Source organism: Caballeronia sp. GAFFF1 (assembly GCF_023630705.1).
Classification (GTDB): Bacteria; Pseudomonadota; Gammaproteobacteria; order Burkholderiales; family Burkholderiaceae; genus Caballeronia.
The window spans coordinates 268433-280309 of the sequence record NZ_JALQEM010000041.1; the positions used below are offsets into that span (position 1 = coordinate 268433).

11 protein-coding genes are annotated in these 11877 nt (G+C 63.8%); 7 read left to right on the forward strand and 4 right to left on the reverse strand.

Annotated features, from left to right (window positions below; genetic code table 11):
• Positions 1 to 4: 4 nt before the first annotated feature.
• Positions 5 to 1003, reverse strand: a complete 999-nt coding sequence (locus NCR37_RS26560) for a glycosyltransferase family 2 protein (protein WP_250475784.1) — start codon at positions 1001 to 1003, stop codon at positions 5 to 7.
• Positions 1004 to 1196: 193 nt separating this feature from the next.
• A complete protein-coding gene (locus NCR37_RS26565; protein ID WP_250475785.1) occupies positions 1197 to 1595 on the reverse strand; it encodes a tautomerase family protein in 399 nt (132 codons plus the stop codon).
• Positions 1596 to 1717: 122 nt separating this feature from the next.
• Here NCR37_RS26565 and NCR37_RS26570 point away from each other — a divergent pair, with 122 nt between their 5' ends.
• Positions 1718 to 2617, forward strand: a complete 900-nt coding sequence (locus NCR37_RS26570) for a LysR substrate-binding domain-containing protein (protein ID WP_250475786.1) — start codon at positions 1718 to 1720, stop codon at positions 2615 to 2617.
• Between the two features lie 121 nt (positions 2618 to 2738).
• Positions 2739 to 3140, forward strand: coding sequence for a tautomerase family protein (locus tag NCR37_RS26575; protein ID WP_250475787.1), 402 nt, complete (start codon positions 2739 to 2741; stop codon positions 3138 to 3140).
• An 83-nt stretch (positions 3141 to 3223) separates the two neighbouring features.
• Here NCR37_RS26575 and NCR37_RS26580 read toward each other — a convergent pair whose 3' ends face one another.
• Together NCR37_RS26580 and NCR37_RS26585 are read right to left on the reverse strand one after the other, a co-directional pair.
• Positions 3224 to 5131 carry an AAA family ATPase gene (locus tag NCR37_RS26580; protein ID WP_250475788.1) on the reverse strand — a complete coding sequence of 636 codons (1908 nt, stop codon included), beginning with the start codon at positions 5129 to 5131 and terminating at the stop codon, positions 3224 to 3226.
• Between the two features lie 663 nt (positions 5132 to 5794).
• Positions 5795 to 6727: a LysR substrate-binding domain-containing protein gene (locus tag NCR37_RS26585; RefSeq protein WP_250475789.1), complete on the reverse strand. Its 933-nt coding sequence runs from the start codon at positions 6725 to 6727 to the stop codon at positions 5795 to 5797.
• A 166-nt stretch (positions 6728 to 6893) separates the two neighbouring features.
• On the opposite strand from NCR37_RS26585, the gene NCR37_RS26590 reads away from it, so the two are divergent.
• The 5 genes from NCR37_RS26590 to NCR37_RS26610 are packed head-to-tail and all read left to right on the forward strand — an operon-like array spanning position 6894 to position 11869.
• The gene (locus tag NCR37_RS26590; RefSeq protein WP_250475790.1) at positions 6894 to 7964 is read left to right on the forward strand and encodes an ABC transporter substrate-binding protein; all 1071 of its coding nucleotides are present in this window, start codon (positions 6894 to 6896) and stop codon (positions 7962 to 7964) included.
• 28 nt (positions 7965 to 7992) lie between these two features.
• On the forward strand, positions 7993 to 9072 hold the full coding sequence (locus tag NCR37_RS26595) for an ABC transporter ATP-binding protein (protein WP_250475791.1): 1080 nt from the start codon (positions 7993 to 7995) through the stop codon (positions 9070 to 9072).
• Positions 9059 to 9931, forward strand: coding sequence for an ABC transporter permease (locus NCR37_RS26600; RefSeq protein ID WP_250475792.1), 873 nt, complete (start codon positions 9059 to 9061; stop codon positions 9929 to 9931). Before NCR37_RS26595 ends, NCR37_RS26600 begins: the two co-directional genes overlap by 14 nt.
• A 16-nt stretch (positions 9932 to 9947) precedes the next feature.
• A complete protein-coding gene (locus NCR37_RS26605) occupies positions 9948 to 10745 on the forward strand; it encodes an ABC transporter permease (RefSeq protein ID WP_250475793.1) in 798 nt (265 codons plus the stop codon).
• Positions 10742 to 11869, forward strand: coding sequence for an NAD(P)/FAD-dependent oxidoreductase (locus NCR37_RS26610; RefSeq protein WP_250475794.1), 1128 nt, complete (start codon positions 10742 to 10744; stop codon positions 11867 to 11869). Before NCR37_RS26605 ends, NCR37_RS26610 begins: the two co-directional genes overlap by 4 nt.
• Positions 11870 to 11877 lie beyond the last annotated feature (8 nt).

Here is an 11877-nt window from a genome sequence, read left to right on the forward strand (position 1 = left end):
GCCGCTAACGCAGCGGCCGCGAGCCTGTCGAACTGAAGGTGGCGTGGCCGAGCGAATTCAGCTTTCGCGATACGCGGCGAAGCAGAAAGCGGCCGACATTCCATGCAATCCACGGGTCGCTCGCGCATGTTTTGAGTACGCGCGCGGTGCCCTCGGACTTGCGCATCGAGACGAGCTTCGTCTTTGCATCGAGCCACCTGAGGCTCTTCGAGCGGCGAGCGACGAGCGCCCGCAAACGTGGATTGCCACCGATTGCGGGCCGCGACAGCAGCTGATCGGTGGCCGTCTTCATTGCGCTGTAGTTCACCCGCGTGCGACTCATGCCAGATGCCGTCTTGCTGATCGAGCCCATTCTCTCCGTGTAGAGATAGTAGGCATCGTTGGCGCACACCCAGACACAGCCGGCTAGCAGTGCGTCGAGCATCAAGCGGAAGTCCTCGCCATGACGCAAGCTCACGGGATAGCGCAGCCCCCGATTCACCAGCGCGTCGCGGCGAAATAGCGGCATGAGAAGGCCGAAGTCGCATTCGGTCGATTCCCCTGCCGCGTTGTACAGGAAGCTGTCCAGCGTGACCTTGAAGTGCGGCTCGCTTCCTCTTCGGCGGAACCCGGGCCGGACGACTTCCTGTGCGACTGCATCGTAGATCAGCAGGTTGTCCGTCACGATATCGGCCCCCGTATCGTTCCCGAGGCGCACGAGCCGCTCTAACCGTTCAGGAGCGAAGCGGTCGTCGGCGTCGAGAAGCGCGATCCACTGACCGCGGGCTTTCTCGATGCCCGCGTTGCGAGCGCCACCGGGCCCCACGTTCTCGGCAAGATTGATCAGCTTAATGCGGCTGTCTTCTTTCGATGCAGCTTCCACGACCTTCGCTGTATCGTCGGTCGAGGCGTCGTTGACGACGATGATTTCGAGTGGCGCAAGCGTCTGCTTTTGCAGCGATGCAATTCCGACTCGTATGAAGTCCTGCGCATTGTAAGCGGGAATTACGACCGATACTGACATGCGGGTCCTCCCAAGCTGCCACGGGTGTCGACAGGCAGTGGCGCCTACCGAGTGCACCGTAGCATAGTCAATGCGCGAATCGAGTGCAATGCGTGAAGATCTGCAGTGCGAAAGAGCACGTCGAACCGACGGAACGTTCGATCCGCCTGTTGCGGCGCAACACTGTGAGCGGCTCGCAGACCGCTCGCACACCTTATTCGCGTGCCTCATCCTTTACGTAGGATGCCAAACCATTACCGAAAGACCATTCGTCTCGCGCGTTCGGCTGCAACACGATAAGCACGTCCTCCGGACGCAAGCCCGGATTCGCCGCGAGGTTGTTCGCGATGGCCTTGAACAGCGCCTTCTTTTGCGCAGTGTCGCGCCAATTGCCGGCCGTGATGTTGACGACGACCAGATCGTCGGTGCGATGAATCCCGAGATAGTCGCTGTCGTAGATGAACTCCTCACGCTCATGTTGATGAACGAGATGGAAGCGATCGTCGGCCGGGGCGCCATATGCTTCGACCAGCGCCTGGTGCACGCCGTCGCTAATGGCTCGAATATGCGCGGGGGACTTGCCTTTGATCAGAGAAATGCGGATGAGCGGCATGGCTTCTTTACTCCGGTTACGAGACTGTGGGCGTCTGCGCTACTTGACGTGCTAACAATACGGCCCGATCATCATTCCGTAAATTTGAAACTTACGAACTGTCGCATCTGCGAAATCGAACGATGCCTACCCGAACCAATCTCGACATGGATGTGCTGAGGACCTTCGTCACCGGGTTCGAACTAGGCAGCTTTGCACGCGCGGCAGAGCGCCTCGGCCGCTCTCAATCGGCAATCAGCACGCAGTTGCGGAGGCTGGAGGATCAGATCGGCCGGCCTCTCGTGCAGAAGTCGGGGCGCGGCCTCGCGCTCACGACAGCGGGAGAAGGTCTGCTGAGCTACGCGAAGCGCTTGCTCGAACTCAACGACGAAGCAGTGGAAACCGTGAGGGGATCGGACCTCGAAGGCTGGGCGCGCCTCGGCTTGCCGCAGGATTTCGCGGAGAGCTGGCTGCCGGCAGTCCTCAGCCGGTTTTCGCGAGCGCATCCGAAAGTTCGCGTCGAGGTTCAGGTTGATAGAAGCGCGTCGCTCATCGAGAAGACACTCTCCGGCGCGCTCGATGTCGCGCTCGTCTGGGGAGACGGCAACGCGTCGCCGCACGGCGAACGCGTGGCGGCCGTGCCCATCCAGTGGGTCGGGCGGCCTGATTGGGGTGGCGTGGAAAGTCTTGGCGGACAGCCGCTGCCCTTCGTGGCGTTCGACCCGCCCTGCACCTTCCGCTCGGCCGCCGTCGATGCAATGGATGCAGCCGGCCTGCCGTGGAGGCTCGTGTTCACCAGTCCCAGTCTTTCGGGGCTTTGGGCTGCGGTCGAGGGCGGCCTCGGCATTACCGTTCGAACGGCCCTCAGGATGCCGCCATCGCTCGTTGCGCTGGACCCGATGACAACCGGCTTGCCCGCTCTGCCGCTCGCGCCGCTTGCGCTTCATCGCGCAGAAGCCGAACCCACGGCCGCAGTCACCCAGCTGACCGATATCGTGACCGAAACGCTCCGTGACGAGCTTGCCGCCGTGGCTGTGCGCTGAGCGACGGTTCGATTCGATGAATGGATGAGTTCCAAACTTTCAAATTGCTCGAAGCGGCGCGCAGCCCTATCGTTTCGATACGCAACGCGCTCGCGTGTGCATCGAACAAGGAGAAATGGCCATGCCCTTCATCAGCGTCAAAGCGATCGGTGAACCGCTCGCGCAACATCAGGTGAAAGCGATTCAGGAAGGCATCACTGCGTTGATGGTCGATGTCCTTCGCAAAGTCGGGCCTCTCGTCGGCGTTCTGGTCGAACAGGTACCCGCCAAGAGCTGGACCGTGGGCGGCGAGCCGGTCGCGTGTGCCGCGCAGGTCGATGCGATCGTGAGTGCCGGAACCAATAGTGCCGAAGAGAAGACCCGCTGCATCCGGGAGACCAACGCACTGCTCAAATCGGTCATCGGCAGCGCGCTGTCGGAAGTGAGCTATGTCGTGATTCACGAAGTCCCGAAAGACAGCTGGGGCTACGACGGACTTACGCAAGCCTATCGGGCGGATGCGCGCGCTTCGCGCGAATCATGACGAGCCGCGAGCGCGGCGTGCCATTGGCGCAGAGAGCAAGGTGCATCACCGGCTTAACGTGATGATGCACCGCGAGCAACGGGTTAAGCCGCGAGCGCCTCGTCAACCGCTTCGACAGCGGCCGCATGCTCGCGAATCAGCCGATACACCGTCTCGCCCGGAACAGTCTCCGATTCGAGCAGTTGATCCGCGATCGCGCGAAGCACCGGCTCATTTGCCTTGAGCAACGCGAAGCAGGCATCGTTCAGGTCGGAGAGAAGCTCGTTCGCATGTCCGATCGCCGTCTTCAATTGCAGACCGGCGACTTGTTGCGGCAACGCGGCGAGGCTGAACAGATTTCCGTCGTTATTGAAGCCGAACTTCGAGACCATATCCAGCCCGATGCGCGATGCTTCCTGCAAGTCCTGCGCCGCGCCGCTCGATGCCTCGTTGAACATCAACAGTTCCGCGTTGCGTCCGCCCAGCAACACCTGAATCTCGTTACGCATCTCGCTTTCGCGATAGAGATGCTTGTCCTGCGCCTTCGTGATGAGCGCGACGCCCAGCGCGCCGCCGCGCGGCAGAATCGTGACTTCTTCGAGCACGCCCGTATTCAGCAGCGCCGCAACGAGCCCGTGCCCGGCTTCGTGAATGGCAATGCGCGTGCGCTCGTCGTCCGACAACGCGCGCTCGGCACCGTTGATGTCGCCGATGCGCGCGATCTTGATCGCCTCGACGAAATGACTGGCCGCGACTTCCGTATCGCCGGCCTTGCGCGCGACGAGACCCGCCTGATTCACGATCATCGCGAGCGTGGCCGGCGACAAGCCCGTGGTCAGTCGCGCGAGCTGCGTGAAGTCGATGTCGCCTGCCTTCGTCTTCAGATTGGCCGCGTAGAAACGCAGGATCTTCTCGCGGTCCTCGATATCGGGCAAACGCACCTGAATGGTCCGATCGAAACGGCCCGGGCGACGCAGCGCCTCGTCGAGATTGTCCGGGTGATTCGTCGCCGCAACGATGATGACGCCTTCGTTGGACGCGAAGCCGTCCATCTCGGCAAGCAGCTGGTTGATGATGCGGTTGCTCTCGGCTTCGACCGGACCGCCGCCCGTGTCAGTGCGCTTGCCGAGGCCGTCCGCTTCGTCGATGAAGATGACCGTCGGTGCGTTCTTGCGCGCGAGTTCGAACAAATGCTTCACCTTCTGAATGCCGACGCCATAGTACTTCGCGCTGAAATAGCTGCCCGTGATCGCGATGAAGTTCGCGCCGCATTCGCCCGCGAGCGCCTGCGCGAGACGCGTCTTGCCGACGCCCGGCCCGCCCGTCATGAGGATGCCGCACGGCGCGCGCACGCCCATGCCGGTGAATTGCGCGGGCTCGGTCAGCCACGCGCGCACGTCCGCGAGCGCGGCTTTCGCTTCGCCCGCGCCGATAACGTCGTCGAAGCGCATCGCCGGCGATTTCGCCAGCAATTGCGCGCCGCCGCGCATCTCGCGGCGCATGAACCACAACAAGCCGCCGACCATCGCGACGGGCAACAGGATGCTCAGGATATCGCGCAGGCGATTGAAGTCATCGTCCCATCGCGCCATGCCCGTTTGCACGTTCGCGTCCGGCAGCCAGACGAGTTGATACGACGCGGCTTCGCCGGACTTCATATCGCCGATCAAGAGCGCATTCGAGAAGGCGCCGTTATGGTCGGCGACGTAGTACTTCTCGCCGCGCTGCGTCGATACGAGAATCGCATCGCGGCTCACGCCGATGGCGACCACATCGCGGGCGCGGATATCGTCCATGAGCTGAGAGACGTCTTTCTCGCGATGCGTCCACGGCTTCGCGTCAGCACGCATCGCGCTCGCCACGCCGGCCAGCGCGAGCGGTTCGTGGTGCGTGGCATCGGCATGATGACGCCACGCGATGGCGCCCGCAGTGGCGATCAGCGCGGCGACCGCGACGCCGTACGCGACGAAGCGGCCAAAGCGCGAGCGAAAGAGATTCCTTACCGGTTTCATCTGGCAAATCCTGAAACGCGTCGCGATGGCGACCGTTCTTTGTGTAGGGCGAAAGCGCCCGGTCTGTAAAGGTGAGGCTTCGGTGGCGGGATGTCCGCCGGACACGGCGTGACGATTGACCTTCGACCGCAGAAGAAATGTGCGCATGGCACTAGCTGTTTTTACGGCGGGCCGCGGACCTTCTTGATGTCAAAACCCGAGACCGGTAATTTGTTCGCGCTGTTTCATGCTGATAGAGCGCCGTCGCACGGAGTGCAGGGTATCACAGCACGCGCAAACGCTCTCGTGCGGTAATTAATGCTGAAAGAGGCTTGGTTGATTGCGGGCGGTCTAAGCGTGTTCGCACGCTGTGCCACGAGCGAACGGTCGTCGTTGTGCTGAACGCAGGCACCGGGCGAGTGGTCGGCATCGCGGTCAAAAAGTCTCTCGCCCAGCCGCCCGCTGCCGGGTTTCGGGTCGAGCGCAGAGAAGCGATTACCAGCAGTACTAGCCCGAGTCCGACTTCGACCGGATCGCGGCTCATCTATACACTTCGTAATCCGTAATAAAAGCGGCGGACCGAATCGAACCGAATGACAAGACGAAGAACGCAGCGCCTTCGGGCGGTGAGAGATAAGAGGCAAGAGGAAACGATCACGATAGCAAGGTCGAAATCACACTCGGCTAACCCCGCCCTCGCCCTCGCCTCCTCTCCGTCTCGACGACCTCATCGAGCAATTCATCATGCAGTCCGCGCAGCACCTCGACGAAAGCCGACGCGAGCCGCTCGCGCGGACGATGCGGCGGAAACAGCAGATACGTCGGAAAACGCGTGTGCGGCAGAAACGGCCGGATGACGATCTCCGGCCCCGCGAAGTCGCGAGCGACGATTGGATGCGCAAGCGTTACGCCCATGCCGTGACGAACCATTTCGCAGCACATCGCCGTGTATTGCGCCTCGATGGCGAGCACGCGCTGGACGCCCGCGCGCTGGAACACATCGTCCATGGCGGCGCGCGTGCCGTCGCCGTGACACAGCGAGATGAACGATTCCCCTTCGAGATCCTTCGGACGGATGCTGCGCTTGGCCGCAAGCCGGTGATTCGCCGGCATCACGCAGACAGCCGGCACGTTCGATAGCTGCTCGACCTCGCAATCCGACGCCTCGCTCACATAGACCGCGACGCCCAGATCGCAGAACTGCGATGCCGTCCAGTGATTGACCGTACCCGACGTGTTCACATGCAGCGAGACCGTCACGTCCGGAAAGAGCGCGACGAAGCGCTTGATCGCGTGCGGCACGAGCGTCATGCCGGCCGATGGCATCGCCGCGATGCGCAAACGTCCGCTGCCCAGATTGCGAATCTGGGCCGCCGCGTTGGCGAGGCCCTGCAAGCCGACGAACGCGCGCTCGACCTCGCGAAAGAACGCCGTGCCCTCGCTCGTCGGAATGAGCCGCACGCCGCTGCGCTGAAAAAGCTGCAGGCCCGTGTCGCGTTCGAGCTGCGAGATCAGGCGGCTCACGTTCGGCTGCGACGTGTAGAGCGCCTTGGCTGCGGCCGTCATCGATCCCGACACCATGACCGCGCGAAACGCCTCGATATGCTTCAGGTTCATGCGTGCTTTCCCCTAAGTGCTGACCACGATGACGAGCCAATGTATATCAACTGTGCATAGGTCAGTATTTTATTTGTATTGGACGATATGAACTGTCGGCGCGACACTCGATTCATCGACGGGACCACACCCCGCGTCCCACGCCCCCCGCCATGGAGATCACGTCATGAAAAGAGCGTTGCATCGCCGTCTGTCCGCCCTTTCCGCTCGCCCCACGATCACCGCTCTGGCGCTCGCCGCAGCCTGCGCCACGCCGATGCTCGCGCAGGCCGAAACCACGCTGTACGTCGCGAACGTAGGCGGCTCGAACGAGCAGCTCTATCGGCAGAAGATCATCCCGGCCTTCGAGAAGTCGCATAACGTGAAGGTCGTCTACGTGGCGGGCAATTCGAGCGACACGCTCGCGAAGTTGCAGGCGCAACGAGGGCATCAGCAGATCAATGTCGCGGTGATGGACGACGGCCCGATGTATCAGGCCATGCAGATGAACCTGTGCGCGAAGCTCGACGACGCGCCCGTCATGAACGACGTCTATCCGCTCGCGAAGATCGGCCCGAGCGCGATCGGCGTCGGCATGGTGGCAACGGGCATCGGCTATAACGAGGAAGCATTCAAGAAAGCCGGCCTGCCGCCGCCCGATTCGTGGAAGGTGCTCGAAGACTCGCGCATCAAGGGCAAGCTCGGCGTGCCGCCGATCACCAACACCTACGGCCTGCACACGCTCGTCATGCTCGCGCGGCTGTCGGGCGGCGGCGAGAAGAACATCGACCCCGGCTTCACCGCGATGACCAAGCAAGTCGCGCCCAACGTGCTCTCGTGGGCGCCGACGCCCGGCGAGATGGACGGCCAGATGCAGTCCGGCGACGTGATTCTCGCGCCTTACGGCAGCGGCCGCGCCGTCGCATTGCAGAACACGGGCTTCCCGCTCAAGTTCATCTACCCGAAGGAAGGCGCGGTCGCGTTGCAGGTTGCGGCGTGCGTCGTCGCGGAGAACGCGCAGCCGAAGCTCTCGCAGGAGTTCGTCCAGTACCTGCTGACGCCGGAAGTCCAAATGCTGCAAGCGCAGAACATCGGGCTCGGTCCGGTCAACAAGACGGTGAAACTCGCGCCCGAAGTCGCGGCGCGCGTGCCTTATGGTCCCGATCAGGTGGCGAAGCTGACCGCGGTGGACTGGGCGACCATCAACCAGCATCGCACCGAATGGACGGAACGCTGGAATCGCACGGTCGAGCGCTAAACGAGCATCTGTCGAAGGAGTCACGCGCATGGCATTTCTGACGCTTCAGGGCATCTCCAAACGCTACGGCGATTTCACGGCAATCGAACAGCTCGATCTCTCGGTCGAACGCGGCGAGTTCTTGTCCCTGCTCGGCCCGTCCGGATGTGGCAAGACCACGACCTTGCAGATGGTCGCGGGCTTCGTCACGCCGACGACCGGCCGCATCGAGCTCGACGGCCGCGACATTACGAACGAACGCCCGGAGAAACGCGGCATCGGCGTGGTTTTTCAGAGTTACGCGCTGTTTCCGCACATGACGGTGGCGGGCAACGTCGGCTTCGGCCTGGAGATGCGCAAGGTCAGGCGCCGGGAGCGCGAGGAACGCATCGAGGAGGCGCTCGCGCTCGTGCGGCTCAAGGGTCTCGGGCATCGGTATCCGAAGGAGTTGTCGGGCGGCCAGCGGCAGCGCGTCGCCATTGCGCGCGCCATCGCGATGCAGCCGGAACTGCTGCTGCTCGACGAACCGATGTCCAATCTCGACGCCAAGCTGCGCGAGGAAATGCACATCGAACTGCGCGCCATTCAGAAGCGCCTGGGCATCACGACGATTCTCGTCACGCACGATCAAGTCGAAGCGATGACCATGAGCGACCGCATCGCGGTGATGCATCGCGGCACCATCGCGCAGCTCTCGACGCCGTACGACGCTTACGAGCGCCCCGCGACGGCGTTCGCATCGACGTTCCTCGGCCGCACGAACGCGTTCGCGGGGGAAGTGCTGCTGCGCAATCCGCGCTGCGCGGTGGTCGACGTCGCCGGCACGCAACTGCATGTGCCGCACGAAGGGCGTCAGGTGGATGGCGCGGTGAACGTCTATATCCGCCCGGAGAAGGTGCATCTCGCTAACGGCGATGCGCGCATCAAAGGCCACATCGCGACGCGCGTGTTCGTCGGCAATCAATGGCTGCTCGAAGTCGACACCGCGCTCGGCAAGCTGCGCGTCGCCCAGCCGAACCACGGCGCGCCGCCGCCCGAAGAAGGCGATGAGGTGGGCCTCGCCTGGACCGACGACGATCTGCGTGTGCTCACGCAGGAAAGCAGGGAGACGCAGCATGGCCACGCTTGACGACGCCCGCCCCGGCGCAGCGCCGTGGCTGCTCTCCGGGCCCGCGCTGCTGCTCTTCACCGGCCTGCTGCTCGTGCCGCTGATGCTCACGCTGCTGCTCTCGTTTCGCGTCTTCAGCGATACGGCGGGCGTCACGTCCGCGTACACGCTCGCGAACTACTGGGAAGTCGTGAGCGACCCGTATTACGGCACGATCTTTCTGCGCACGGCGGGCCTCGCGTTCGGCGTCACGCTGCTCTCCATCGTGCTCGGCGTGCCGGAGACGATCATCCTCGCGCGCATGAGAAAGCCGTGGCAATCGCTGTGTCTCCTCATCGTGCTCGGGCCGCTGCTCATCTCGGTGGTCGTGCGCACGCTCGGCTGGCAGATCCTGCTCGGCAACAACGGCGTGCTCAACAACGTGTTGCAGGCGCTGCACGTCACCGATGGACCCATCCGCCTCGTCTTCACGATGACCGGCATGATCATCGCGCTCACGCACGTGCTGGTGCCGTTCATGGTGATGTCCGTCTGGGCCAACATGCAGAAGCTCGATCCGCAGGTGGAATGGGCAGGCCGCTCGCTCGGCGGATCGCCGCTCAAGGTGTTTCGGCGCGTGGTGCTGCCGCAGATCATGCCGGGCGTGCTGTCGGGTTCGATCATCGTCTTCGCGCTGTCGGCGTCCGCGTTCGCCACGCCCGCGCTCATCGGCGGGCGGCGGCTCAAGGTGGTCGCCACCGCCGCGTACGACGAATTTCTCGGCACGCTCAACTGGCCGCTCGGCGCGAGCATCGCCGTGTTGCTGCTGATCGCGAACGTGGCCATCGTGATGGGATGCAGCCGTCTTGCGGAACGCCGTTTCAAGCACATTTTCGACTGAACGCGAGGACATGCACATGAAACAGAACGGCCCCCTCGCGCTCGTCTTCAATGCGCTCTTTCTGACTTTCATCCTCGCGCCGCTCGCCGTGGTGATGCTCGTTGCGTTCACCGACAAGGGCTTCATTTCGATGCCCTTCGATGGCGCGTCGTTCCGCTGGTTCCACGCGATCATCGAGAACGGCGACATCGTGTCCGCCTTCTGGCTGTCGATCAAGCTCGCGTTCGCGGCGGCGACCATCGGCGTGCTGCTCGCGGTGCCCGCCGCGCTGGCCATTGCGCGCTACCGCTTTCCCGGCCGCGCCGCGCTCACCAGCTTCTTTCTCTCGCCGATGATGATTCCGGCCGTCGTGCTCGGCATCGCGTTTCTTCGGTTTCTGTCGATGCTCCATTTGTCGGGATCGTTCTGGTCGCTGGTATGCGCGCATGTGGTGATCGTGCTGCCGTATGCGCTGCGGCTCGCGCTGTCGTCGGCGGTGGGGCTCGATCGCGATGCCGAACGCGCGGCGCTTTCGTGCGGCGCGAGCCGCTTCACCGCGTTTCGCCGCGTTGTGCTGCCGATGATCCGCACGGGCGTCGCGGGCGGCTGGGTGCTCTCGTTCATCCAGAGCTTCGACGAGCTGACGATGACCATCTTCGTCGCCACGCCCGGCACCACGACGCTGCCCGTGGCGATGTACAACCAGATCGCGCAGACGATCGATCCGCTGGTCGCGAGCGTGTCCGCGGTGCTGATCGTCGGCACGGTGCTCCTGATGATCCTGCTCGACCGCATGGTCGGACTGGACCGTATCCTGATCGGAGAAGCCCGATGACTTCTGTTAGTCCCGACGTACTCGTGCTGGGCGGCGGCCTGGTGGGTTCCGCTGTCGCGTACGGCCTCGCCCGCGAAGGCGCGCGCGTGACCGTGCTCGATGAAGACGACGGCGGCTTTCGTGCCTCGCGCGGCAACTTCGGCCTCGTGTGGATTCAGGGCAAGGGCTACGGCCTGTCGCCTTACGCGCGATGGTCGCGCAGTTCGGCGATGCGCTGGCCGGCGCTAGCGGAATCGCTGCACGGCGAATCGGGCGTCGACGTCGCGCTGCGTCAGCCCGGCGGCTTCCACTTCTGCTTCAACGACGCCGAGCTCGCCGACCGCGAGAAGCGTCTCTCGACGCTGCAAGCCGAACTGGGCGACTACCCGTACCAGATGCTCACGGCCGCCGAAGTGCGCGAGCGCATTCCGCAGATCGGGCCGAAGGTGATCGGCGCGAGCTACACGCCGATGGACGGCCATGTGAATCCGCTCAAGCTGCTGCGCGGCCTTCACACGTCGATGCAGGCGCGCGGCGTGCGCCTCGTGTCGGCCGAGCGCGCCGAACGCATCGTGCCCGAGAGAAACGGCTTTGTCGTGCACGGCAAGCGCGCAACGTATCGCGCCGGACGCGTGGTGCTCGCCGCCGGCCTCGGCAATCGTACGCTCGCGCCGTTCGTCGGGCTGAATGCGCCGGTCGCGCCGAATCGCGGACAGGTGCTGGTGAGCGAGCGCGTCGCGCCGTTCCTGCATTATCCGACGCTCAACGTGCGTCAGACCGACGAAGGCAGCCTGCAATTCGGCGATTCGATGGAAGAAGTCGGCTTCAACGACTTCACGACGACACACGTCCTCGCCGATATTGCCCGCCGTGCCGTGCGCGCGTTCCCGCTGCTCGAACACGTGCGGCTCGTCCGCATGTGGGCCGCATTGCGCGTCTACAGCCCGGACGGCTTTCCGGTCTATGACCAGTCCGAGGCGCATCCCGGCGCGTTCGTCGTGACCTGCCACAGCGGCGTGACGCTCGCCGCCGCGCACGCCATGCGCATTGCGCCGTGGATTCTCGGCGCGCCGATTCCCGACGAGCTTCCCGCCTTCTCCGCGCGCCGCTTCGAGCACGCCGAAGAACTCATCTCCGCACATTGAGCAAGCAC

Excerpts from the sequence above, each read along its gene's own strand:
- NCR37_RS26565 (WP_250475785.1), bottom strand. The coding sequence starts at position 1,595 with ATGCCGCTCATCCGCATTTCTCTGATCAAAGGCAAGTCCCCCGCGCAT.
- NCR37_RS26575 (WP_250475787.1), top strand. The coding sequence starts at position 2,739 with ATGCCCTTCATCAGCGTCAAAGCGATCGGTGAACCGCTCGCGCAACAT.
- NCR37_RS26600 (WP_250475792.1), top strand. The coding sequence starts at position 9,059 with ATGGCCACGCTTGACGACGCCCGCCCCGGCGCAGCGCCGTGGCTGCTC.
- NCR37_RS26560 (WP_250475784.1), bottom strand. The coding sequence starts at position 1,003 with ATGTCAGTATCGGTCGTAATTCCCGCTTACAATGCGCAGGACTTCATA.
- NCR37_RS26580 (WP_250475788.1), bottom strand. The coding sequence starts at position 5,131 with ATGAAACCGGTAAGGAATCTCTTTCGCTCGCGCTTTGGCCGCTTCGTC.
- NCR37_RS26605 (WP_250475793.1), top strand. The coding sequence starts at position 9,948 with ATGAAACAGAACGGCCCCCTCGCGCTCGTCTTCAATGCGCTCTTTCTG.
- NCR37_RS26595 (WP_250475791.1), top strand. The coding sequence starts at position 7,993 with ATGGCATTTCTGACGCTTCAGGGCATCTCCAAACGCTACGGCGATTTC.
- NCR37_RS26610 (WP_250475794.1), top strand. The coding sequence starts at position 10,742 with ATGACTTCTGTTAGTCCCGACGTACTCGTGCTGGGCGGCGGCCTGGTG.
- NCR37_RS26570 (WP_250475786.1), top strand. The coding sequence starts at position 1,718 with ATGCCTACCCGAACCAATCTCGACATGGATGTGCTGAGGACCTTCGTC.
- NCR37_RS26590 (WP_250475790.1), top strand. The coding sequence starts at position 6,894 with ATGAAAAGAGCGTTGCATCGCCGTCTGTCCGCCCTTTCCGCTCGCCCC.
- NCR37_RS26585 (WP_250475789.1), bottom strand. The coding sequence starts at position 6,727 with ATGAACCTGAAGCATATCGAGGCGTTTCGCGCGGTCATGGTGTCGGGA.